This window comes from Streptomyces sp. NPDC002463, assembly GCF_042889835.1.
GTDB lineage: Bacteria > Actinomycetota > Actinomycetes > Streptomycetales > Streptomycetaceae > Streptomyces > Streptomyces nymphaeiformis.
This window is the reverse complement of sequence record NZ_JBIARL010000022.1, coordinates 36,112-58,953: the sequence shown is the minus strand read 5'-3', so window position 1 is coordinate 58,953 and position 22,842 is coordinate 36,112. Positions and strand designations below refer to the sequence as shown.

Below are 22,842 nucleotides of genomic sequence, written 5' to 3'. Positions count from 1 at the left end.
CCTCCCCAGCTCTCCCCTCCCCCACCCGCAACGAAAGGACCGGTGCGGTTCCATGACACAGACTCACGACAGTCCGTACGGCCGCGACGCGCGCGGGGACGTGCCACCCGGGCCCGTGGGACTCCTCGCGGGCTTCGCCTGGCAGGCCCTGCTCGTCGCCGGTCTCGTCTCGCTGATCCTCGGCGTCATGGTGCTGGCCTGGCCGGAGGCCACCCTGCGGGTGGTGGGGGTGCTCTTCGGCCTGTACCTGCTGCTCAGCGGCGTGATGCAACTGGTCGCCGCGTTCGGCACGCACGCCACCACGGCCCTGCGGGTCATGGCCTTCATCAGCGGCGCGCTGTCGATCCTGCTCGGCCTGTTCTGCTTCCGGGGCGCGACGCAGTCGACCCTGCTGCTCGCGCTGTGGATCGGTATCGGCTGGCTCTTCCGCGGCATCACCCAGACCGTGGCGGCCGCCTCCGACCCGGCGATGCCGGCGCGCGGCTGGCAGATCTTCCTCGGCATCGTCAGCGCGGTCGCCGGTGTGGTGCTGATCGTCGCCCCGCTGGAGTCGGCCACGGTGCTCACGGTCCTCGCCGGCATCTGGCTCCTCGTCGTCGGCGTCGTCGAGCTCGTCACGGCCTTCATGGTCCGCTCCCGCGCCAAGGACCTCCCGCCGGGCGCCTAGCCGGATACGCACCACCGCCGTCCGCCGTCCGCCCGAGCTCCGGGCGGACGGCGGACCCCGTTCACCCGTACGCTACATTTTGCCGGTCCTTGACCATCGATCCCCGCGATCGCAACCCTTCGGAGCCGGCACTTCATGAGTGACATCGTCAACGGCCTTGGCCGGGCGGGTGCCTACGGCGCACTCGGCGTGGTCCTGCTGATCCTCGGCATCGTGCTCGTGGACCTGCTGACCCCCGGCAAGCTCGGCCGCCAGATCTGGGAGGACCGCAACCGCAACGCCGCGATCCTGCTGAGCTCGGCGCTCCTCGGCATCGGCGGCATCGTCTTCACCTCGATCTGGACGACGTACGACCACTTCGGCAAGGGGCTCGTCTCGACCGCCGCGTTCGGCCTGCTCGGCCTGGTGATGATGGCGGTGGCCTTCCTCGTCGTCGACCTGGTCACGCCGGGGAAGCTCGGCGCCACCCTCGTCGATCCCGAGCCGCACCCGGCGGTCTGGGTGACGGCCTCCTGCAACATCGCGGTCTCGGCGATCGTCTCCGCCTCGATCGCCTGACGCCCGCGCCTCACGGGGACATGGGCTCCACCTCCAGGAAGCGGCGGCCGCGCGGCCCCTTGTAGAGCAGCGCCTCCCAGCCGAGCCGCGCGAGGGCCGGCACGCAGGCACCCAGGGCCGCCGCCTCCTCCTGGGCGGCGCCCGTCCCCGGCGGGCCGAGCCACTCCACCACGGCCGTCCCGGGCCGCTCCCCCGCCGTGACCCGGTACCCCGTGGAGAGCCGTGTCCCCGAGGCGTCCACCGACGAGGGCGTGATCCCGCCGGACTCCAGGGCGAGGGCCACCGCCCGGACCGGTCTCCGGAGCTCCCAGTCGGCGGGCACGGTCCTCGGGTCGCCGCCCCGGCTCAGGGTCAGCCGCCTGATCTGGAGCAGCCCGTCGACGGCCGCGCGGACCTCCCGCGAGCGCTGCTCGGCCTCGGCCGGGGACAGCGGCGGCCCGTCGCCCGTGGCCGCCTCGAAGACGCCCGGGACTCCCCCCGCTCCGGTGGTCACAGCAGCCGCCGGATGTCGCCGCGGACCCGGTAGAACCCGCCCGCCGCCGGGTGCAGGGCGTCCACCACGTACCGCGCGCCGGGCTCCCGGATCGCCCGCGGGAACTGCACGTTCCACCCGGAGTCGTACCCCTGCGAGACGACCCGCACCCGGGTCCTGCCGCCCTCGGTCACGCACTCCACCACCACCGAGCCGGCCGGGGCGTCGCTGACGGCGGTCACCGCGGTCACGGTCGTCGCCGGCTCGTACACCGGCAGGGCGGCGGCGAGCTTGATGTCCCGCGCGACCGGGACCGTGCCCTGCTGGGCGGCCTCGATCGCCGCCTCGCTCGCGTCCACGCAGACCAGCGAACCGTCCGTGGTCACCAGGTAGAGCCGCTCGTCCCGGTACTGCATGGAGAGCGCCGAACCGCCGCCCGTGCCCAGCTTCCACAGCCGGGTGCCGTCCTCCGCGAAGCAGTAGACGGAGGAGGCCGAGTCGGCCGCGAAGACGAACCGGCCGCCGGGCGAGGTCGCGCAGGAGTAGACCGGACTGTCGCAGGAGTACACCGCCTCCACGCGCCCGTCCTTCTTCCCGAGCCGCTGCACCTTCTTGCGGGACGTGCCCGCGTAGACCGCGGTGTCCTCCTGCCAGCCGAAGAGGACCCCGCCCTCGGTGGCCGTGTGCCACAGCTCGCCGCCGCCGTCCGGGGCGTGGGCCGCGACGCCTCTCGTGTCCCCGTAGTAGACGGCGTCCCCGTCGGCGCGGACCATCCAGGCGTGCTCCCCGGCGCCGGAGCGCGCCCACTGGTGCTCGTCCTCGTGGTCGATGACGGTGAGCCGGCCGGAGCGGTCGGCGACGTGCAGGACGCCCTCGTGGATGTCGAGCCAGAAGATGTCGACGTCGGTGGCGATGTCGTACGCGGCGAAGGGGAGCTTGGACGACAGGTCGTACACCTTGCCGTCGTCGCAGCCCGCGTAGATCCAGAAGTCGTCGGCGACCAGGCACTTGACGCCGTCGGGCAGGCTGAACCGGGCCTGCACCTCGCCCGCCCGGTCGAGCGTGAAGACGTCCCCCGCCTGGTTGCCCACCCAGCAGCGCTCCTCGTCGACGTGGATGCCGAAGGCGGCCGAACCGGTGCGGAAGCGCCAGAGGACGGGGGCGACGGCCCGCGCGGTGGAGGGCGCGGAGGTGACCTCACGGCGCGTCACGGCGCGCGCGGCACGCTGTCCCCTGACCGCGGGGGCGTACCCCTTGCGGACCTTCTCGCCGATCTTCTTCGCCGCGGCGGCCTGGGCCTTCGCCACCGTCGGGAAAGTGGAGCGCTGGGTCTGCCCGTCCGAGCCGATCCGGCCGTAACGGACCGACACCGCGAGGTCCTCGACGGTCACTTCGTAGAACTTGTGGGCACCGCCGCCGTCCTGCGACAGCTCCAGATAGGTCGTCGTCGTCATGGTGAAAACGGTAGGGGGCACCACTGACAACGGCCCGCGGTGAAGCCGTGGCCAAGGGACCAAAGACCTGCGCATTCAGGACTTTCGTCGCGGCATTCCGGACATTCACCCCTGTGACGATGGTGCGTGAAGATCATCCGACGAGCCGTCACCTCAGGAACGGCCGGAAGGGCCTCATGACCGAGCAACAGAAGCGGCCCCTGCCCGTCCGCATCCGCCGGAGCACGGACGGCATACCGATGAACGACCTCTTCCGGTCGGATCCGGTCCGGCCCACCCGGACCGCACCCAAGTCCGCGGCACCGGCCGCCGGACCCGCCACGGCCGTCACCCTGCCCCGCCGGCCGCCGCCCGCCGAGCCCGACCTGACGGAGCGTCCGGGTCCCGCCGTCCCCGGCTGGGTCGCCGTCCTGACCGGCCTCACCGCGCTCGGGGGCGCGGCGGCGGCGCTGTGGCGGGCCCGCCCCCTGCGCACGGCCGAACCGCCGCCGTGGCAGTGGGCCGCGCTCGCCGGCTGCGCGGTCGTCGCCGTCGTCGCCTTCGGCGGGCTGACCCGCGGCCGTACGGGCTCCGCCTGGGTCCTCTCGCTCTTCGGACGCTACCGCGGCAGCGTCCGGCGCACCGGCCTCGTCTGGATCAGCCCCTTCGTCCTGCGCCGCCGGATCGACGTACGCCTGCGGCACTGGCGCAGCGAACCCATCGCCGTCGTCGACGCCGAGGGCTCCGCGCTGCGCGTGGTGGTCCTGGTCGTGTGGTCGGTGCGGGACACGGCCCGCGCGCTGCTCGCGGTCGACGACCACCTCGGCTATCTGCGCGAGCAGGTCGAGGCGGCCACCGCGCGCGTGCTGTCCCAACTGCCTGCGGACGCCTTCCGGGGTGACGCGCCGACCCTGCGGGACGCCGAGGCGGTAGGCGACGCGCTGACCCGGATGCTCGCGGCCGAGTGCCGGCCGGTCGGCGTCGCCGTCTTCTCCGCCCAGCCCACCCGTATCGAGTACGCCCCCGAGGTCGCCGCCGCCATGCGCCGGCGGCAGATCGCCGTCCTGGACGCCAAGCACCGGGACTCGGTCCTGACCGGCGTGATCGACGCGGTGGACGACACCGTCACACGGCTGACCACCCGGGGGCTCGTCGAGCTCGACGACTTCGAACGCCAGGCCCTGGTCAAGGACTTGACCGTGGCCTTCTACACCCGGAGCGGCGGCCCGGCCGATCCGAACCAGGAGTGACGAGGACCATGGACCCGAACGACCGCACCCCCGAATTCGACGCGCCCGCCTTCGCCGACGAGACACCCCAGGACTGCGCGTGCGCGGGCTGCGCGGACGCGGCCCGCTCCGGCAGGACACCCGGCGGGCGGCGCGCCCTGCACGGGGTGCGCCGCGCCGTCGTCGCGACCGTCGGCGTGGTCGCCCTGACCGGCGCGGGCACGGGCACGGCCGCCGCCGAACCCGCCCCGGCGCACGCCGGCTGGGACGGCTCGAAGTACTGGTTCCGGAACGAGGCGGGCGAGTGGCGCTGGACCAGCCACCACGCCACGTACCGGAAGCGCGCCGGCGCCTCCGGGGACGGCGGGCGCACGCGGGAACCCGTCTTCCACGGCCGTCAGGGCTGGGACCCGCAGTGCCGCGTCTACTGGTACCCGTCGCGCGGCCACTGGTACTGGACCGGTCACGCCTCGACGTACGAGCAGCGGACGGGCCGCCCCGCGAAGCCGTCCGCACCCACGTCACCCACCTCGCGGGGCTGGACGGCACCCGTCTCCTCGTACGTCTACACGGGGTACTACGGACAGCGGGGCTCCTGGTCGAAGGGCTACCACACGGGGCAGGACTTCGCGGTGCCGTCGGGCACGGCCGTCCGCGCGGCGGGTCCCGGCCGGGTGGTGACGGCCGGGTACGGCCGCTCGTACGGCTACGAGGTGGTCGTCCGTCATCCGGACGGCCGCTACACCCAGTACGCCCACCTCTCCAGGATCGACGTGAGGCCCGGGCAGAGCGTGTCGGGCGGGCAGCGGATCGCGCGGTCGGGGGCGACCGGGCGGGTGACCGGTCCGCACCTGCACTTCGAGGTGCGGACCACACCGTACTTCGGCTCGGACGTGAACCCGCTGGCCTATCTGCGGAGCCACGGAGTCTCCGTGTAGGTCCGTGCCGCCCCTCGGGCCGCTCAGGCCTCGACCACGCTCCGGTCCGCCGTCGTCCGCCGGTTCTCCTCGACCGTGATCCGGCCCTTCCGGATCGTGGCCAGACGAGGGGCCCGGCGGGCGACGGCGCTGTCGTGGGTGACCATGACGAAGGTCGGCCCGTGCTCCGCGCAGAGCCCTTCGAGCAGGTCCACGATCTCGTCGCGCATCGACTCGTCGAGGTTGCCGGTGGGTTCGTCGGCGAGGAGCACCTTGGGCCGCTTCACCAGGGCGCGGGCGATCGCCACGCGCTGCTGCCGGCCGCCGGACAGCTCGGACGGCAGGTGCCCGAGGCGCTCGCCGAGGCCGACCGACCCCAGCGCCTCCGCTGCCCGGGTGCGCCGCTCGGCCGCCTTGACGCCGAGCGGGACGAGCGCGGTCTCCACGTTCTCCTGGGCGGTGAGCGTGGGGATGAGGTTGAAGCTCTGGAAGACGAAGCCGATGTTCTCGCCGCGCACGGCCGTCAGCCGGCGCTCGGAGAGCGCGGCCGGGTCGGTGCCGTCGAGCAGGACCCGGCCCGAGGTGGGACGGTCGAGCCCGCAGAGCACGCCGGATCGGCGGCGGGGCTCTCAGCCGTCGGTCGGCGTCGCGTACGCCAGGGGGTCCGCCAGGACGTCGTGGAGGACGAGGGCCGCCGCGCCGCGCGAGGCGTCCGTGGTGGTGGACGCCGGGCGGAGGCGCGAGGCGTCCGGGGTCCAGAGGCCGGAGACGGCGCGGGCGGCGAGCTCCGCCGTGAGGGCGGGTGTCAGCCAGGGCAGCAGGTGCGGGTAGATCCCGCCCAGGACGACGGCCTCGGGGTCGAGGAGGTTCACGGCTCCCGAGAGGGCGCGGCCGAGCATCCGGCCCGCCTCGGCGAGGGCCGCGAGGGCTCGCGGCTCCCCGGCCTCGGCGCGGCGCGCGAGGTCCGGGACGTCGTCGGCACCTGCCGCGGCGAGGAGCGCGGCCTGTCCCGCGTACTGCTCCAGGCAGCCCCGGGAGCCGCAGCGGCAGCGCGGGCCTTCGGCGTCGACGACGAGGTGTCCGATCTCGCCGGCGAATCCGTGGGCGCCGCGCAGGAGTTCGCCGTGGACGACGATCGCGCCGCCGACGCCGATCTCCCCCGTCAGGTGCAGGAAGGTCCGGAGGTCACCGAGTTCGCCGAACCACAGCTCGGCGAGGGCGGCCATGTTGGCCTCGTTGTCGGAGGTGAAGGGGAGGCCGGCGGTGCCGGGGCGCAGCGCGGTGAGGGCCTCGGCGAAGAGGGTCTCGGCGGGGATCTCGTTCCAGCCGAGGTTGGGCGCCTGCCGGACGCTCCCGCCGGAGACGAGTCCGGGGAGGGCGAGCCCGGCGCCGGCCGGGGCGAGGCGCAGGGCGGCCGCGGCCTCCAGGGCCTCCGCGGCGACGCGGGCCGCGCGGGCGAGGATGCCGGCGGCGTCGGCGTCCCGGTTGTCGAGGTGTTCGGTGCGGCGGACCCGGTCGGTGCCGGTCAGGTCGACGACGCAGACCGTGACGTAGTCGACGTTGATCTCGACGCCGAGGCCGGCGGGTCCGGTGTCGGCCGGTTTGAGGACGGTGCCCGGCCGTCCCGCCTGCCCGCTGAACGTCTTGCCCGACTCGACGAGGAACCCGAGGTCGAGGAGTTGCTCGACGAGGGAGGAGACGGCGGGCCGGGTGAGTCCGACGCGGGCCGCGACCGCCGCCCGCGTCGTCTCGCCGGCCTCGTGGACGGTCCGCAGGACGAGGCTCAGGTTGTGCCGTCGCACTCCCGACTTGTCGGCCTTGGGTTCCGTGGGGTGGTTCATGGTGAGCCAGAGCCTAGTCGTCCCTTTCGCTCACGCGAAAACAGTTCGGTGACCGAACTCTTCTGCGCTACGCTCCGCCCATGACGCTTCCGCGCGACTATCGCGGTCAGACCTGCGCCCTCGCCCGCTCGATGGAGATCGTCGGCGAGCGATGGACGCTGCTGATCCTGCGCGACGCCTTCTACGGGGTCCGCAGGTTCGGCGAGTTCGCCGCGCATCTGGGCGTCCCCCGGGCCGTCCTCACCGACCGGCTCGCCACCCTCACCGAGGCCGGCGTCCTGGCGCGCCGCCCCGGGACGGGCACGGGCCGCCGCGAGGTCTACGGGCTCACGCCCAAGGGCGTCGCCCTCTGGCCGGCCGTCCGCGCGCTCACCGTCTGGGGCGAGGAGTTCTACGCGGCGGGAGGCGGCCCGCGCCGCGTCTTCCTGCACGCGGCGGACGAGGCCCCGCTCGAACCGGACGGGCGCTGCACCGGCTGCGGCGCGGCCGTCCCCGTCCAGGACGTCCTGGTCGCCCCCGGCCCGGGGCTCGTCCCCTCGGCCCCGGACGACGACCCGGTGACGGCGGCACTCGCCCGGCCGCACCGGCTGCTCACCCCTCTGCTGACCACCGCGCCCTCGGGGCGCCCCACGAAGGGTTCATCCTGATGAAGATCCTGGTCGTCGGCGCCGGTGCCACCGGTGGCTACTTCGGCGCCCTGCTCGCCCGTGCCGGCGAGGACGTCACCTTCCTGGTCCGCCCGGCCCGGGCGGCCGCGCTGCGCGAGCGCGGGCTGCGGGTCGCGGGGCGGGACGAGGAGTGGACGGTGGAGCCCCGCCTCGTCACGGCCGACGAGCTGCGCGACCCGCGCGAATCGAGCGAGCCGTACGACCTCGTCCTGATGTCGGTGAAGTCCACCGGGCTCGACCGGGCGATCGAGGACGTCGCGCCGGCCGTCGGACCGGACACGGCCGTCATACCGCTCCTCAACGGCCTCGCCCACATCGACGCCCTCAACGCCCGCTTCGGCGCACCGGCGGTCCTCGGCGGCGTCGCGAAGGTGGTGACCACCCTCGACGACTCGGGTGACATCCGGCGGCTCGCGCCGCTGGCCCATCTCGCCTTCGGCGAGCAGGACGGGACGGCCTCCGCGCGCGTGGAGCGGATCCGCAAGGTCCTCGAAGGGGCCGGGATCGACGCGCCGCTGCCGGCCGACGTCCTCACGGCGATGTGGCACAAGTGGGTGTTCATCACGACGTTCGGTGCGCTGACGAGCCTGATGCGCGGCACGGTCGGCGACGTGTACGACGCGCCCGGCGGCCCCGCCCTCGGCCCGGCGCTCCTCGACGAGGCGGCGGCGGTCGCCGCCGCGGCCGGGTACCCCGTACCGGAGGAGGAGCGGGCGGCGACGCTCGCGGTGGTGTCCGCGCCGGGTTCGCCGATGGTGCCGTCGCTCTACCGCGATCTGGCGGCCGGCCGCCCCACCGAGGTCGAGCACCTCTTCGGCGACCTGACCGCCCGGGCCCGCGCCCTCGGCGTGCCGACCCCGCTCCTCGACCTGGCGACCCTGCACCTGCGCGTCCACCAGCGGCGGGTCACGACCGCCGGGGCCTGACGGCAGGGTCCTGACGGGAGGATGCCGTCTCCCCCGCGCGGGGGAGACGGTGCGGCCGCCGGGGCGACGCCGGGGCATCCGGTCCGGCGGCAGTCTGGGCGGCATGATGAGACTCAAGGCCCTGCCGGACGTGCCCCGATGGGCCGTCGTCGCCGCCCACGCCGTCCCGCTGGTCGTCCTGCCGTCCGGCCTCTGGCGCATCGCCCTGACGTTCGGCGCGCCGGTGGCCCGGGTCCACGACCAGCCGCTCGGCCTGGCCGTCTACCAACTCGTCCTGACCGCCGTCGCCGAACTCCTCGCCTTCCTGACGCTGGGTCTGGTCCGCGAGTGGGGCGAGGTGTTCCCCCGCCGGCTGCCGTTCCTCGGCGGCCGGCCGGTCTCCGCCCGGGGCGCGACGTTCGCCGCGCTGTCCGGGGCGTTCGGACTCGTCGCTCTCACCTGCTGGTTCACGTACGTGGCGGTCTCGGGCATCGCCCAGTACTCCCCCGGCAACCTCACCGAGAGCACGCTCCAGAAGACCCTCTTCCTCGTCTGCTACCTCCCGCTCGCGGCCTGGGCCCCGCTGCTCACGGCGGTGGCGATCGCTTACCACCGCCGCCGGCGGCTCATGCCCACACGACCTTGATCACGGCGTGGCCCGCCGATGCGGCCCGTCCGTAGAACCCCCGGAGCGATTCGTGGTGTTCGAGGTAGTCCTGCCGGAAGAGCGCCTCGTCCGGGCCGCCGCCCACGAGTCTCCTGCCGGCGGCGCTCCACAGCTCGTCGAAGGAGACGCCCGCGAGGAAGTCCGCCGCCTGGGACACCTCGGGCGGGTCCATGTACATCATGGGCGGGTTGCCGAGGTCGTCGTCGGAGCCGTGGGCCACGGCGCGGCCGCCGTAGATCGGCAGCGTCCAGGTGCCTTCGGCGCCCGTGTCGGCGGTATCGGCCGCGGTGTAGAGGTCGTTGACGGAGCCCCAGATCTTCGAGATCGAGTCGGTGACACCGGCCGCGTACTCCTCGGCGTGCCTGTCCCAGGCCTCGGCCATGAAGGCCGCGAGCCAGGTGTGGTCGTCCTCGATCTCGGATTCCGCCACGGCGCGGAAATGCAGGTGGATGCTCACCGCGACAACTCCCCCGGTACGACGGCCCGCCGCTCGGACCGATCACACCGAACGTAGTCGACGGCACTGACAACGGGCCGCCCGAGGCCCGCGGCCACTCGGTCGGCGCCTCCGGGGATCTCGGCCGCCAGGATGGCGGTGCACTCGATCGTCGGCGGCTGCGCGAGCAGCCCGGACAGCCGGGCCGGGCGGGCGCGGCCGGCTTCCAGGTGCGCTACGGGACGTTCCAGGCGGAGATGTACGGCTGTCCGTCCTCGGTGGCCAGGAAGCCGAGGGTGCCCGGATGCGGGTGGCCGAGCAGTCGGCTCGCGGAAGCGTCGAGGCCGAGCCAGCGCACGGTGAGCACGCGGGCGAGATGGCCGTGTGCGACGACGGCGACGTCACCCTCGCTCAGCAGCGGACGGATGCGGTCGAGCACCGCGTCCGTCCGCGCCGCCACTTCCTGGAGCCGCTCGCCGGGATGGTCGGCGTCGCCGGGGGCGACGCCGTCCCGCCACAGGTCCCAGCCCGGCTTCGACTCCCTGATCTGCTCGGCGGTCAGGCCCTCGTAGCCGCCGTAGTCCCATTCCAGCAGGTCGGGGTCGGGCTTGGCGCTGCTCAGGCCGGCCAGCTCGGCCGTCCGCATGGCGCGGCTCAGCGGGCTGCTGAACACGGCGGCCAAGTCGCGGCCCGCCAACCTCGGTTCGAGAGCCCTGGCCGCCGCCTCCCCCGCGTCGGTCAGGGGGACGTCGGTCCGTCCGGCGTGCCGGCCCGACAGGCTCCACTCGGTCTGGCCGTGCCTGATCACGATCAGTTCGCCCATGGGATTCGCCCCTCAAGGCCGGCCGTTGCGGCGGACGTAGGTGTCGCTCGTGGTCGGCAGGGAGTTGTGGGCGCCGATGCCGAAGGAGATCCGGTCGGCCTTCGCCTGGCGGAGGGCCTGCTGCTCCTGGAGGATGCCGTCGACCGTGTCCGCGCGGCTGCTGCCTCTGCGGAGCAGGGTGACGGTCAGCAGTACCCCGACACCGGCGAGTACGCCGAACAGGATCAGTAGAGCGGTCATCGTGCCTCCCCCGTCGTTTGCCGCAGGGTAACCCGGCGATCCCCTGCATGCCAGGGATTCGCACATCCATGCGGCGGTCAGCGCAGCAGCGTCGGTGTCGCCGCGGCCAGGACGGTCGCGATCCGGTCCCAGGTCTCCTCGTCGCGAGGGACCGGGGGCAGGAGTTCGCCCGCGCCCGTGCCCCAACCGGTGGCCAGGGCCACCGGGTCGGTGCCGGTGACGGCGCCCGCGGCGAGGGCCGCGGCGCCGAGGGCGACGAGTTCGTCGGCGGCGGGGACGAACAGGGGGCGGCCGGAGAGTCTGCGGACGGTGTCGGTCCAGGCGCGGCCGCGTGCGCCGCCGCCGACGAGGCGCAGCGGTCGGTCCCGTACGGCCGGGTCGGCGGGGTCGAGGCCGCAGGCGGCGAGGAGTTCGTCGAGGGCGCGCAGCACGGTGTAGGCCGCGCCTTCGTAGGCGGCGCCGAGGACGGCGCGGGGTTCGGTGTCGTGCCGGAGGCCGGTGACGAGCCCGGCGGCGTGCGGGAGGTCGGGGGTGCGTTCGCCGTCGAGGTACGGGAGGACGACGACGTCCCCGCCGGGTGCGGCGTCCTCCCGGTCGAGGCCGAGGAGCGCGGCGAAACGGTCCACGGCCAGTGTGCAGTTGAGGGTGCAGCCGAGCGGGAGGTACGTGCCGTCGGTGGCGGCGAAGCCGGCGAGGCCGGGGGCGGTGGGCCGGGTGCGGGTCGCGGCGAAGACGGTGCCGGAGGTGCCGAGGCTGACGACGGGGTGGTCGAGGAGGCCCGCGCCGCCGAGCCCGAGTCCGACGGCGGCGGCCATGTTGTCGCCGGTCCCGGCGGCGACGGCGACGGTACGGGGCAGGCCGAGCGCTTCGGCGGCGGCCGGGGTGAGGGTGCCGGCGCGGGCGGCGCCGGAGGGGGCGACGGCCGGCAGCAGGGCCGGGTCCAGGCCGATGAGGTCGAGGACGTCCGGGTCGTAGGCGCCGGTGGCCGTCCCGTACCAGCAGGTGCCGGAGGCGTCCCCGGGGTCGGTGACGGCGGTTCCGGAGAGGCGTTCGGTGAGGTGGTCGTGCGGGAGGCGGACGCCGGTCGTCGCGTCGGCGTGGTGTGGCTCGTGCTCGCGGAGCCACTGCCATTTGGCGGCGGTCATGGAGGCGACGGGGACCGATCCGGTCCGCGCCGGCCAGGACGCGGGGCCGCCGAGGCGGGTGGCGAGGGCGGCCGCCTGGGGCGCGGAGCGGGTGTCGTTCCACAGGAGCGCGGGGCGGAGGGGGCGGCCGCCGGGGCCGAGGGTGACGAGGCCGTGCTGCTGGCCGGCGACCGCGATGCCGGTGACGGAGGCCGCCGGGACGCCCGCCTCCCGTACCGCCGCGCGGACGGCGGCGACGAGCGCGGTCCACCACTCGTCGGGGTCGCTCTCGCGTGCCCCGGCGGAGCCGGTGACGGTGTGCGGGGCGCGGCCGAGGGCGAGGAGCTCGCCGGTGTCGGCGTCGACGGCGGCGGCCTTGGCGGACTGCGTGGAGCTGTCCACGCCGATCACGACGGAGCGGCTGGCGGGCACGCTCTCACCTCATTTCTCGACACTGCGGGCTGGCGCCGGCGGCCCCCGTCCCGTATTAGTTATCTCAGAAAACAAATCCGCCCGCCAGTAGCAGGAGACGCCATGACGAACTTCTCACCCACCCCCGAGGACCGCTTCACCTTCGGCCTGTGGACCGTCGGCTGGCAGGGCCGCGACCCCTTCGGCGAGGCCACCCGCCCCGCCCTCGACCCCGTGGAGGCCGTCGAGCGGCTCGCCGCCCTCGGCGCGTACGGCATCACCTTCCACGACGACGACCTGATCCCCTTCGGGACGCCGGACGCCGAGCGCGACGCGATCGTCAAGCGCTTCCGGGCCGCCCTGGACCGCACCGGGCTCGCGGTGCCGATGGCGACCACGAACCTGTTCACCCACCCCGTCTTCAAGGACGGCGCGTTCACCGCCAACGACCGGGACGTACGCCGCTTCGCCCTGCGCAAGACCCTCCGCAACATCGACCTGGCCGTCGAGCTCGGCGCCACCACCTACGTCGCCTGGGGAGGCCGCGAGGGCGCCGAGTCCGGCGCCGCGAAGGACGTCCGGGTCGCGCTCGACCGCATGAAGGAGGCCTTCGACCTGCTCGGCGAGTACGTCACCGAGCAGGGCTACGACCTGCGGTTCGCGATCGAGCCCAAGCCGAACGAGCCGCGCGGCGACATCCTGCTGCCCACGATCGGGCACGCGCTCGCGTTCATCGAGCGCCTGGAGCGCCCCGAACTCGTCGGCGTGAACCCGGAGACCGGCCACGAGCAGATGGCCGGCCTCAACTTCCCGCACGGCATCGCGCAGGCGCTGTGGGCGGGCAAGCTGTTCCACATCGACCTGAACGGCCAGTCGGGCATCAAGTACGACCAGGACTTCCGCTTCGGGGCGGGCGACCTGCGCCAGGCGTTCTGGCTGGTGGACCTCCTCGAGACGGCCGGTTACGCGGGCACGCGCCACTTCGACTTCAAGCCGGTGCGCACCGACGGCTTCGACGGGGTGTGGGAGTCCGCGAAGAACTGCATGCGGAACTACCTGATCCTCAAGGAGCGCGCGGCGGCCTTCCGCGCCGACCCGGACGTCGCGGCGGCGCTCGCCGCCTCCCGGCTGCCCGAGCTCTCCGTCCCCACGGCCGCCGACGGTCTCGCGGCGCTGCTCGCCGACCCCACGGCGTACGAGACGTTCGACCCGGACGCGGCCGCCGCGCGCTCGATGGCCTTCGAGCACCTGGACCAGCTGGCCCTGGAGCACCTGCTCGGCGTGCGCTGAGCCCCGCTTCGCGCCGCCCCTGCGACACTGCGTACCGCAGCGCCGCCGCCCGACCCGAGCCGTCCCCGAGGAACCGTGATGCGAGTCGCCCTCTTCGTCACCTGCGTCAACGACGCCGTCTTCCCGTCGACGGGTGTGGCCACGGTCCGGCTCCTCGAACGGCTCGGCGTGACCGTCGACTTCCCGGCGGCGCAGTCCTGCTGCGGGCAGCCGCAGTTCAACACGGGCTATCGCGCCGAGACCGCACCGCTCGTACGGCGCACGGTCCGGGCCTTCGAGGGGTACGACCACGTCGTCACCCCGTCGGGATCGTGCGCGGCGATGGTCCGCCATCACTACCCGTCGTTCGGTACGGACGCGGGGGCGCTGGCGCCGCGCGTGTACGAGCTGGCGGAGTTCCTGGTGGACGTGCTCGGCGTGACGGACGTGGGCGCGTACTTCCCGCACCGGGTGACGTACCACTCGTCCTGCCACGGCCTGCGGCTCCTCGGGCTCGGGGAGCGGCCGCGGCGGCTCCTGGAGGCGGTGAAGGGCCTGGAGCTCGTGGAGCTGCCGGGCGCGGAGGAGTGCTGCGGCTTCGGCGGCACGTTCGCCGTGAAGAACCCGGACGTCTCGGCGGCGATGGGCGCCGACAAGATCACGAACGCGCTGTCCACCGGCGCGGAGGTCCTGTGCGGCGCGGACAACTCCTGTCTGCTGCACGTGGGCGGCATGCTGAGACGGCAGGAGGCGCCGCTGCGGGCGCTGCACCTGGCGGAGATCCTGGCGAGCACGGAAGAGGAGCCCTGGGCATGAGTGACAAGAAGGTGCGCGCGCCGGCGCTCGATGAGGGGCGGCGGTCGGGTGACGGGCGGGCGTTCGTGGGGATGCCCGCCTTTCCGAAGGCGGCGCACGAGGCCGTTCGTGATGAGCGGCTGCGCGCCAACCTGCGCCACGCGACCCACACCATCCGCGACAAGCGGGCGCGGGCGGTGGCCGAGCTGGACGACTGGGCGGCGCTCCGCGAGGCGGGCAAACGGATCAAGGACGACACGCTCCGCCATCTCGACACGTATCTCCTCCAGTTGGAGGAGTCGGTGACGGCGGCGGGCGGCACCGTGCACTGGGCGGCGGACGCGGCCGAGGCGAACCGGATCGTCACGGACCTGGTGAAGGCCACCGGGGAGACCGAGGTCGTCAAGGTCAAGTCCATGGCCACCCAGGAGATCGGGCTCAACGAGCACCTGGAGGCCGAGGGCATCGCCGCGTACGAGACGGATCTCGCGGAGCTCATCGTGCAGCTCGGCGAGGACCGCCCCTCGCACATCCTGGTCCCGGCGATCCACCGCAACCGCGGCGAGATCCGCGACATCTTCCGCGAAAAGATGGGCAGTTGGGGGCGTCCGGCGCCGGACGGGCTGAGCGACACGCCGGCCGAGCTCGCGGAGGCGGCCCGGCTGCACCTGCGGGAGAAGTTCCTGCGGGCCAGGGTCGGGATCTCCGGGGCGAACTTCATGGTCGCCGAGACCGGCACCCTCGTGGTCGTGGAGTCGGAGGGGAACGGGCGGATGTGCCTGACCCTGCCCGAGACGCTGATCTCCGTCGTCGGCATCGAGAAGGTGGTGCCGACCTGGCGGGACCTGGAGGTCTTCCTCCAGACGCTGCCCCGCTCGTCGACGGCCGAGCGGATGAACCCGTACACGAGCATGTGGACCGGCACCACCGACGGCGACGGGCCGAGCGCCTTCCACCTGGTCCTCCTGGACAACGGCCGCACCGACGCGCTCGCCGACGAGGTGGGGCGGCAGGCGCTGCGCTGCATCCGCTGCTCGGCCTGTCTCAATGTCTGCCCGGTGTACGAGCGGGCCGGGGGTCACGCGTACGGCTCGGTCTACCCCGGTCCGATCGGCGCGATCCTCACCCCGCAACTGCGGGGCACCGCGAGCGAGGTCGACGCCTCGCTGCCGTACGCCTCCTCGCTGTGCGGCGCCTGCTACGAGGTCTGCCCGGTCGCCATCGACATCCCGGAGGTGCTGGTGCACCTGCGCGAGCGGGTGGCCGAGGAGGGCGGCCGGGGCCACCGCCTGGAACGGGCCGCGATCAAGGCGGCCACCTGGGTCCTCGACCACCCGGGCGCCCTCACCGCGGGCGAGCGCCTCGCCTCCGCGGCCCGGAAGGCGCTCCCGAAGCGGCTGCCGGGACCGGGAGCCCGCCAGTGGACGGACCACCGGGACCTGCCCGAACTGCCGGCCGAGCCGTTCCGCGAGTGGTGGAGGAAGAACCGGACGTGATGGATTCCCGAACGTGTCACCTCACGAGAAGGAGCCACCGCACATGACCGACTCCCGTGCCCGCGTCCTCGCCCGGGTCCGGGCCGCCGTCGCCGGCGCGCCCGAGCCTCCCGCCGTCGTACGCGACTACCTGCCGCGCCACACCCCTGACGACCCCGACACCCTCCTCGACCTGCTCCACGAGAACCTCGCCGACTACCGGGCCCACGTCCACCGCACCACGCCGGACGGTGTGGCCGGGCTCGTCGCGCGGCTCCTCGCGGAACGCGGGGCGGCCACCGTCGTCGTACCGCCCGGGCTGCCCGAGGAGTGGCTCGGCGCGACCGAGGCCGTGCGGCGCTTCGACGAGCCCCGGTCGACCCCGTACGAACTGGACGGCACGGACGCCGTGGTGACGGGGTGCGCGGTGGCGATCGCCGAGACCGGCACGATCGTCCTGGACGGCGGTCCCGGCCAGGGCCGCCGGGCGCTCACGCTCGTCCCCGATCTGCACCTCTGCGTGGTACGGGCCCCGGAGCAGGTGGTGGCCTCGGTGCCGCTCGCGCTCCCCCGGCTCGCCCCGGGGCGGCCGCTGACCTGGATCTCGGGGCCGTCCGCGACGAGCGACATCGAACTCGACCGGGTGGAGGGCGTCCACGGGCCGCGGACCCTGGAGGTCCTCCTGGTGACCGGCGGCTGACGCGCGAAGGCAGCCGGGCCCGAGGGCGACCGGCTGCCGGTTCAGCGACCCGGTTCGGCGAGGAGGTCGTCGACGATGTCGAGGCGGGTCTCGGGGAAGTACTCCGCGATCGCCTCGCGCATCATCGCCTCGCCCTCCGGGTCGGGGGTCCCGCACTTCTCGCGCGTCTCGCGGTCGGGCCAGCGCGCGTACGCCACCCAGGTGCCGTCGTCCGCGCGGTGGAGCCGGGAGCCGTGGCTCCCGCATTCGCGGTGGATCGCCTCGGTCACCCGGTGCCGGCCGTCGACGCGCAGCTGCTCCTTGCCCGGACCGACCCGCCACCGGTACACGACCGCGAACATGTCTCCGCCTCCCTCGTCACGGCGGACGGCAGGCGCCGCCCCGGGAGGATGACTGAACTATGCAGACCGGTTCACAGTCAAGACTGAACGGTTCGGTTCAGCCTTCGCTCCAGACACCGTCGCGCATGATGTGCCGGCCGGCGAGCTCGGGCTCCTCGTACCAGGCCTCCACCGCGACCGGCCGGACCCGGAACCAGACGTAGGCGGGTCCGGACGTCCGCGGGTCCCAGCCGCACTTCGCGGCGAAGGCCTCGATCGCCGCCACCGGCACCTCGTCACTCGGGTGCGTCGTGACCTCGCCGTCCACGAGGACGACGTCCCGGGTGTCCCCGAGCGCGAGCCGGGTACGGCCGCCGGCGGCGAGGTTCCGCCCGGTCGGATTGGTGCGCCGGGTGCACAGCCAGACGGAGTCGCCGTCCCAGAGGAAGGCCAGCGGCACGAGATACGGCCGCCCGTCGCCGTCGGCCGAGGCCACCCAGATGTCCACCTCCTTCTCCAGCCGCGCGAGCACGTCCTTCTTCCGCTGCACGGCGTCGCGCAGCGTCCCCTCGTTGTCGGTCATGCGGCCGACCCTACCCGGGCGACCGGGGGGCCCGACTACCGCGCGGGAAGCGGACGACGAGGGACGAGGCGTCAGGGGACGAGGCGGACGACCTGGGGGTCGTGGTCGCTGGCCTGATCGGCGAACTCGCTGTTGACGTGGACGATGTCGTAGTCGTACGAGGTGAGGGCCGGGCTGGTCAGGATGTGGTCGATGGCCTGGGAGTTGCCCTGGTAGACGTAGGTGTAGCGCTCCGCGGCCGGGAGGGTGCCGATGAGCGGGGCGAGGACTCCGCCCGAGGTCAGCGTGGTGACCGTGTTCGAGAACTCGAAGTCGTTGAGGTCGCCGAGGACGACGACACGGGCGGAGTGCTGGACGGCGAGGAGCTGCTTCACGAAGCCGTTGACCTGGGTGGCCTGCTGGCCGCGCTGGGTCTCCGAGGAGCGGGCGGGCGGCTGGAAGCGGGAGTGCAGGGGCTGGTCGCCGCCCTTGGAGGTGAAGTGGTCGGCGACGACGAAGACGGTCTTGCCCTGGAAGGTGAACTCACCGGCGAGCGGCTTGCGGCTGGCGTTCCAGGCGGAGTGGGAGGGGTTGATCCGGCCGGGCGAGACGGAGAGGGCCGCGGTGCCCCCGTTGTTGACGACGGAGACGGCGGTGGTGGAGGTGCCGCCGGGGCGGTCGGTGAAGCCGACGCGGGCCGGGTTGAAGAGGAAGCCGACGCGGATGTTGCCGCCGGGCTCGCCGCCGTCCTGGTCGTCGACCGGGTTGATCTGGCGGTACTGGTAGGCCTGGCCGCCCGCGGCCGAGACGGCGGCGACGAGCTTGGCGTAGGTCTGGTCGGCGGCGACGACCCCGTTGTCCGTCGCGCCGTTGTTGTCCTGGACCTCCTCCAGGGCCACGATGTCGGGCGAGGAGATGTTGCCGACGATCCCGGCGGCGAGCCGGTCGAACTTGGCCTGCGGGTCGGTCGGGTCGAGGTTCTCGACGTTGTACGTGGCCACGGCGAGCTCGCCCGCGGTCTGCGCCCGGGTGGTCTCGGGGGCGAGGGCGTCGTCGGTGAGGGTGCCGAGGGTGGTGGCCTGGATGCCGTAGCCGCCGAAGTCGTCGTAGTCGAGCGGTCCCGCGGTCGTGCCGCTGAGCACGTCACCGACGTCGGCGACCGGGAAGGCGGAGGTCAGCAGGGACTCGACCTTGACGCGGCCGACGTTCTGGGAGGCGTACGAGCCGTAGACGGTGCCGCCGCGCGGGGTGGGGTGCTCGGTGGGCTCGACGGTCACGAAGAGCTCGCCGTAGGGCGTGGTGGCACCGACGACGCGAGCGCCGCCGACCTGGACGCGCATGCCCTCCAGGGACTCGTACAGGTCGAGGGCGTACGTCGACGGGGCGAGCGTGAGGCCCTCGACGGAGCCGCCGCCGGCGTCGGGGGCGTAGGCGTCCGGGACGGAGGCCGCGTCCAGGGTGAACGCGGCGGGGAGGGCGTTGCCGGTGGAGAGCGTGGAGGTGATCGACGCGGAGGTCAGCTCGGTGAGCGACTGGCCGCCCTCGGCGGAGCCGCCGGGGTAGTACTCGGAGACCGTGCCGCGGACGGTGATCCGGTTGCCGGCCTTGGTGGAGGGGGTGGTGGATCCGGTGTACACGAAGAGGGCTTCGCTGGTGGCCGGGTTGCCGTCGCCGACCGGATCCTGGATCCAGTACCCACGGGAGGTTCCGGTGGAGCGGATCGCGGTCACGATGCCGGTGACGGTGACCTGCTGACCGTTGTGGGGGGAGAGCCGCTTGGCGCCCTGGACTGCGGCGATGGTGACGGTGGCGGCGTGCGCGGGGAGCGCGAGGAGGCCGGCCGTGAGGGAGCCGACGAGGGCGGTGACGGCCAGCAGGCCGGTGCGGCGACGCCGGGCCGGTATGTGACGGAGCGTCATGGGGGTGCCTTTCGCGAGGTGCCGTGGAGGGGTCGCGGAGCACCGCGCCGGACGTGGTGGGGGACACGCCGTGGCGGCAGGGCAGTTGTAGTGGCGGCGCATGGCGCGGAGGGAACCGGAAGGTGTTCCACGCGTGTCACTTCTACGCGCGTCACACAGTGTGGCGTTTTGCCATGCCCCTGTCGCTACTGCCGCCCTCCACCGCCGCCCCCCGATGCCGCTCGCTTCTCGCGCGGCGCCTGCCGTACGCGACGGTCAGGACCCCGAGCAGCGGACCCCACAGCGCGAGCGGGGCGTAGCAGACGTAGTACGAGACGGCCATCCAGCCACCGACCCGGCTCGGGAAGTCGGCGGGCAGGGCGTCGCCCCGGATGGTGGTGCCCATGATCTCCGTGGCGAGGGTCAGCACACTCCACAGGAGCGTGAGGGCCGTGGCACCGAGGGCGGCGGGGACGAGCACCGCCGCCGGAGGGATCCTGCGTCCGCGCAGGACCGGGACCCAGGAGGGGACGACCTCGCCCCAGCGGGCGACGAGCCCGATCGCGGTGAACGCGACGGCCTCGGAGAAGAGCGAGAGGAAGACGACGTACACCCGCTCGCCGATGCCGATCCCGGAGTCGAACGCCGCCGGGAGGCGCCAGAGCCCGGCCGGAAGAACGGTGAACGGCACGGCGAAGGCGAGGACCCGGATGCGGCGCGAGACGCCCGGGACGGGAGTGTGGGCGGCGCGCCAGGCGGCACGGAACCGCCCCGGGACGGCCGGTGCTCGGTCTTCGCCGCGGAGGGACGTCTTCATCATGCGGTCCTCGGTACCGGTGGGCCGCCGGTCGGCCCGTCACCGACGACGATCCCGCCCGGGCGCCGCCGGCGGATCGCCCGAGGGGCCGACCCTCCTCCGCCGCACGGGCGAGAGGAGGGTCGGCCCCGGGTGGCGGGCGAGGGGACAGCCGTCGGGCCCGCCCGAGATCAAGGGCGGACGCGACGGCCGCCGGGCCCGCCCAAGGTGACGGGCGGCGGGGACGGTCGCCGGGCCCGCCCGAGGTCACGGGCGGCAGGGACGGTCGCCGGGCCCGCCCCGCCTCACCTCAGCTCAGCCGGGTCTCCGCGTAGACCGTCATCGCCTCCTGCTGGTAGACGGCGAGGCCGACGGCGATCCGGTCGAAGTTCTCACGGAACCTCGGGTCCTCGACATAGGTCCGGGCCAGCCCCCGGTACGCCTCGGCGCACGGGGTCCAGAAGCGGCAGACGCCCTGGTAGTGGGCGTCCACCTCGGCCTGGACCGCGGGGTCGGTGACCGGCGTGCCGGCCGCCATGTGCTCGGCGAAGCGGATCATCTGGGCGGTGACCTCGCGCTGCCACTGCTCGGTGGCCTCGGAGGTCAGCCCTTCGACGGCCTGCCGGGACTGCTCGTACGCCTCCGGCCACTTCTCCCGCGTCTCGGCCTCGATCTCCGGGTCGGGCTGGAAGCCCTCGAAGAGGTTCTCGGGGCGGTTGATCTTCACCATGTCCTGGTCCTCGCCTTCATCGAGTTCGGCGATGGTGCGGGCGACCGTGTGGGCCAGAGTGCCGAGCCGGTCCTGCTCAGCGAGCAGCCGGGCGTGGTGCTCGCGCAGGACCGTCACGCGGTCGGCCCCGCTGTCCAGGACCTCCCGGATCTCGCGCAGACCGAGGTCCAGCTCCCGCATGAGCAGGATCTGCTGGAGTCGCAGCAACTGGGGCTCCTCGTAGTGACGGTGCCCGTCGCTCGCGGTCCACGCGGGTGCCAGGAGGCCGATCTCGTCGTAGTGCCGCAGAGTCCGGGAGGTCACCCCGGACATCCGGGCCACATCCGCGATCGACCAGGCCATGACGGTTTCCTTCCCTCGCCGGGGACCGGCTGCTCCGGCCCCACACGAAGACCGTAGGAGTTGCCGCCGCGTCAACCGCAAGTCTCCCGGAGCCCGGGCCCGAGACCGCCCGGATCCGTGATGCCGACGCCTCCGAGGCGTCCACGCCACATGGAATTCCTTTCGTGTTAACCGACCTTTCAAGGAAATCGTTCGTCAAGAAGCTTTCCAGCCAACAAGTTTGGCAAATGATCATGATGCCCAAGATCAACTTTCTCGGATAGAACAAGATCGACAAGCGCCTCGTGCGCCCCACCCCACAAGGGAGGCAACCATGAAGCGAGCCGGTACCGCCGTCATCACGGCCGCCGCTGCCCTCGCCCTCGCCCAGCCGTCCGCCGCCACCGCGGCAACGACCGCCACCTGGGCCGCCCCGACCTGCAACCGCGTCGTCGGCGACGGTGCGGTCACCTTCACCACGGACGGAGGAGCAACCCTCGCCGGCACGACCGGCACGCTCAAGCCCGTCAGTTACACGCACGGCCTGATCGCCCTCGGCGCCGAGAACACGCTCCTCGCCACCCGCAACAGCGAGCTCCAGCGCTCCACCGACGCGGGCTGCACCTGGACCCACGCGGCGACGCTGGGCAGCGAATCCGCCCGGCTCACCGCCGGCAGCGGGGCCCGCGCCTTCGCGTGGGAGCCGAACGGCGGCTACCTCGCCCGCATCGACGGCACCACCGTCACCCGCCTCACCGCCCCGGTCGCGGCCGTCATGGGCCTCGGCACGGACCCGGCCGACCCCGCGCACGTCCGCCTCGCGGGCGGCGACGGCCGGCTCTACGACTCCCGGAACGCCGGCGCCACCTGGACCGCCACCGGCACCCCGGCGTTCCCCGAAGGCACCGGCGTCTACTCCGTGACCTTCGACCCGACCGACCTGAACCACGCCGTCGCCGGCGCCATGATCCGCGGCGGCGCGGTGACCACCGACGGCGGCGCCACCTGGACCGCCTCCACCGGCCTGTCCTCCGGCCCCGCGAACCTGTTCCAGACGGCCGTCTCCCCCGCGGACTCCGCTGTCGTCTACGGCATCGGCGTCGACCTCGCCGAGGCGGTCCCAGGCTCGGGCAACGAGGGTCGCCACCTGTTCCGCTCGACGGACGGCGGCCGCACCTTCGCGAAGATCCTCGACGACACGGCCGAGCACAAGCTGACCAACAGCACCCTGCTCGCCCCGAGCCCGTCCGACGCGAACGTGCTCCACTTCGAGTACGGCACGTACTTCATGGGCTACGGCACCGACCTGTTCCGCCTCGACGCGGGCACCGGTGTGATCACCAAGACCCACAACGCCTTCGACGACGTGTCCGCCATCGCCTTCAACCCGGTCCGCCCCTCGGTCATGTACCTGGGCGTGGACGAGGTCGGCACGCCGAGCTGACACGACGCAGGGTGCGGACCCGGCCCTACCCTGGCCCGCACCTCCCGACGGCCGGGCGGTCCCTTCCCAGGGGCCGCCCGGCCTCGTCGTACGCGGAGTTCGCCCTCACGGGGCGGGCTGCGTGTTCGCTGCCGGAGACAT

General features: G+C 73.6%; 23 protein-coding genes and 2 pseudogenes. 12 read left to right on the top strand and 13 right to left on the bottom strand.

Annotation, left to right across the window (positions count from 1 at the left end):
- Positions 1-52 precede the first annotated feature (52 nt).
- Positions 53-667, top strand: coding sequence for an HdeD family acid-resistance protein (locus tag ACFYX3_RS33860; RefSeq protein WP_389021820.1), 615 nt, complete (start codon positions 53-55; stop codon positions 665-667).
- Positions 668-802: 135 nt separating this feature from the next.
- Positions 803-1,225 (top strand): DUF350 domain-containing protein, encoded by a 423-nt coding sequence (locus tag ACFYX3_RS33855; RefSeq protein ID WP_030694261.1) that lies wholly within the window; start codon positions 803-805, stop codon positions 1,223-1,225.
- 10 nt (positions 1,226-1,235) lie between these two features.
- On the opposite strand, the gene ACFYX3_RS33850 is transcribed toward ACFYX3_RS33855, so the two are convergent.
- Both ACFYX3_RS33850 and ACFYX3_RS33845 read right to left on the bottom strand, forming a co-directional pair.
- The gene (locus ACFYX3_RS33850) at positions 1,236-1,718 is read right to left on the bottom strand and encodes a hypothetical protein (RefSeq protein ID WP_389021816.1); all 483 of its coding nucleotides are present in this window, start codon (positions 1,716-1,718) and stop codon (positions 1,236-1,238) included.
- Complete coding sequence (locus ACFYX3_RS33845; RefSeq protein WP_389021812.1) at positions 1,715-3,151, bottom strand: WGR domain-containing protein; 1,437 nt, start codon at positions 3,149-3,151, stop codon at positions 1,715-1,717. The genes ACFYX3_RS33850 and ACFYX3_RS33845 overlap by 4 nt, the downstream gene beginning before the upstream one ends.
- A 221-nt stretch (positions 3,152-3,372) precedes the next feature.
- On the opposite strand from ACFYX3_RS33845, the pseudogene ACFYX3_RS33840 reads away from it, so the two are divergent.
- Both ACFYX3_RS33840 and ACFYX3_RS33835 read left to right on the top strand, forming a co-directional pair.
- Positions 3,373-4,380, top strand: a pseudogene (locus tag ACFYX3_RS33840) (SPFH domain-containing protein); the annotation flags it as partial.
- Between the two features lie 8 nt (positions 4,381-4,388).
- Positions 4,389-5,297 (top strand): M23 family metallopeptidase, encoded by a 909-nt coding sequence (locus ACFYX3_RS33835; RefSeq protein WP_389021808.1) that lies wholly within the window; start codon positions 4,389-4,391, stop codon positions 5,295-5,297.
- Between the two features lie 23 nt (positions 5,298-5,320).
- Here the strand turns inward: ACFYX3_RS33835 and ACFYX3_RS33830 are convergent.
- Positions 5,321-5,884: pseudogene (locus ACFYX3_RS33830) on the bottom strand (ABC transporter ATP-binding protein); the annotation flags it as partial.
- A 21-nt stretch (positions 5,885-5,905) separates the two neighbouring features.
- Positions 5,906-7,117 (bottom strand): ROK family protein, encoded by a 1,212-nt coding sequence (locus tag ACFYX3_RS33825; RefSeq protein ID WP_389021804.1) that lies wholly within the window; start codon positions 7,115-7,117, stop codon positions 5,906-5,908.
- An 80-nt stretch (positions 7,118-7,197) separates the two neighbouring features.
- Between ACFYX3_RS33825 and ACFYX3_RS33820 the strand changes: the two genes are divergently transcribed.
- The 3 genes from ACFYX3_RS33820 (at position 7,198) to ACFYX3_RS33810 (ending at position 9,336) form a co-directional block, all read left to right on the top strand.
- The gene (locus ACFYX3_RS33820; protein ID WP_389021801.1) at positions 7,198-7,764 is read left to right on the top strand and encodes a winged helix-turn-helix transcriptional regulator; all 567 of its coding nucleotides are present in this window, start codon (positions 7,198-7,200) and stop codon (positions 7,762-7,764) included.
- A complete protein-coding gene (locus ACFYX3_RS33815; RefSeq protein ID WP_389021798.1) occupies positions 7,764-8,711 on the top strand; it encodes a ketopantoate reductase family protein in 948 nt (315 codons plus the stop codon). The genes ACFYX3_RS33820 and ACFYX3_RS33815 overlap by 1 nt, the downstream gene beginning before the upstream one ends.
- Positions 8,712-8,814: 103 nt before the next feature.
- Positions 8,815-9,336 (top strand): hypothetical protein, encoded by a 522-nt coding sequence (locus ACFYX3_RS33810; RefSeq protein WP_389021795.1) that lies wholly within the window; start codon positions 8,815-8,817, stop codon positions 9,334-9,336.
- Here ACFYX3_RS33810 and ACFYX3_RS33805 read toward each other — a convergent pair.
- From ACFYX3_RS33805 to xylB, 4 genes are all read right to left on the bottom strand, one after another.
- Entirely contained in the window at positions 9,317-9,814 is a 498-nt protein-coding gene (locus tag ACFYX3_RS33805) for a DUF1877 family protein (protein WP_389021792.1), read from the bottom strand. The genes ACFYX3_RS33810 and ACFYX3_RS33805 overlap by 20 nt on opposite strands.
- Before the next feature lie 214 nt (positions 9,815-10,028).
- On the bottom strand, positions 10,029-10,616 hold the full coding sequence (locus tag ACFYX3_RS33800) for a histidine phosphatase family protein (protein ID WP_389021788.1): 588 nt from the start codon (positions 10,614-10,616) through the stop codon (positions 10,029-10,031).
- Between the two features lie 12 nt (positions 10,617-10,628).
- The gene (locus tag ACFYX3_RS33795; protein ID WP_389021785.1) at positions 10,629-10,856 is read right to left on the bottom strand and encodes a hypothetical protein; all 228 of its coding nucleotides are present in this window, start codon (positions 10,854-10,856) and stop codon (positions 10,629-10,631) included.
- Between the two features lie 77 nt (positions 10,857-10,933).
- A complete protein-coding gene (xylB, locus tag ACFYX3_RS33790) occupies positions 10,934-12,412 on the bottom strand; it encodes a xylulokinase (RefSeq protein ID WP_389021782.1) in 1,479 nt (492 codons plus the stop codon).
- Positions 12,413-12,514: 102 nt separating this feature from the next.
- On the opposite strand from xylB, the gene xylA reads away from it, so the two are divergent.
- From xylA to ACFYX3_RS33770, 4 genes are all read left to right on the top strand, one after another.
- Positions 12,515-13,681 carry a xylose isomerase gene (gene xylA, locus ACFYX3_RS33785; RefSeq protein ID WP_389021779.1) on the top strand — a complete coding sequence of 389 codons (1,167 nt, stop codon included), beginning with the start codon at positions 12,515-12,517 and terminating at the stop codon, positions 13,679-13,681.
- Between the two features lie 78 nt (positions 13,682-13,759).
- A complete protein-coding gene (locus ACFYX3_RS33780) occupies positions 13,760-14,476 on the top strand; it encodes a (Fe-S)-binding protein (RefSeq protein ID WP_389021776.1) in 717 nt (238 codons plus the stop codon).
- 71 nt (positions 14,477-14,547) lie between these two features.
- Positions 14,548-15,951, top strand: a complete 1,404-nt coding sequence (locus ACFYX3_RS33775) for a LutB/LldF family L-lactate oxidation iron-sulfur protein (RefSeq protein ID WP_389022000.1) — start codon at positions 14,548-14,550, stop codon at positions 15,949-15,951.
- 43 nt (positions 15,952-15,994) lie between these two features.
- The gene (locus ACFYX3_RS33770; RefSeq protein ID WP_389021774.1) at positions 15,995-16,630 is read left to right on the top strand and encodes a lactate utilization protein C; all 636 of its coding nucleotides are present in this window, start codon (positions 15,995-15,997) and stop codon (positions 16,628-16,630) included.
- A gap of 41 nt (positions 16,631-16,671) precedes the next feature.
- On the opposite strand, the gene ACFYX3_RS33765 is transcribed toward ACFYX3_RS33770, so the two are convergent.
- From ACFYX3_RS33765 to ACFYX3_RS33745, 5 genes are all read right to left on the bottom strand, one after another.
- Positions 16,672-16,971: a hypothetical protein gene (locus tag ACFYX3_RS33765; protein WP_389021771.1), complete on the bottom strand. Its 300-nt coding sequence runs from the start codon at positions 16,969-16,971 to the stop codon at positions 16,672-16,674.
- A gap of 97 nt (positions 16,972-17,068) precedes the next feature.
- Complete coding sequence (locus ACFYX3_RS33760) at positions 17,069-17,533, bottom strand: pyridoxamine 5'-phosphate oxidase family protein (RefSeq protein ID WP_389021768.1); 465 nt, start codon at positions 17,531-17,533, stop codon at positions 17,069-17,071.
- Positions 17,534-17,604: 71 nt separating this feature from the next.
- Positions 17,605-19,431: an endonuclease/exonuclease/phosphatase family protein gene (locus tag ACFYX3_RS33755; protein ID WP_389021765.1), complete on the bottom strand. Its 1,827-nt coding sequence runs from the start codon at positions 19,429-19,431 to the stop codon at positions 17,605-17,607.
- 151 nt (positions 19,432-19,582) lie between these two features.
- A complete protein-coding gene (locus ACFYX3_RS33750) occupies positions 19,583-20,227 on the bottom strand; it encodes a hypothetical protein (protein ID WP_389021997.1) in 645 nt (214 codons plus the stop codon).
- Between the two features lie 289 nt (positions 20,228-20,516).
- Positions 20,517-21,278: a MerR family transcriptional regulator gene (locus tag ACFYX3_RS33745; RefSeq protein WP_389021760.1), complete on the bottom strand. Its 762-nt coding sequence runs from the start codon at positions 21,276-21,278 to the stop codon at positions 20,517-20,519.
- A gap of 313 nt (positions 21,279-21,591) precedes the next feature.
- Here ACFYX3_RS33745 and ACFYX3_RS33740 point away from each other — a divergent pair, with 313 nt between their 5' ends.
- The gene (locus ACFYX3_RS33740) at positions 21,592-22,701 is read left to right on the top strand and encodes a WD40/YVTN/BNR-like repeat-containing protein (protein WP_389021757.1); all 1,110 of its coding nucleotides are present in this window, start codon (positions 21,592-21,594) and stop codon (positions 22,699-22,701) included.
- Positions 22,702-22,842: the final 141 nt, after the last annotated feature.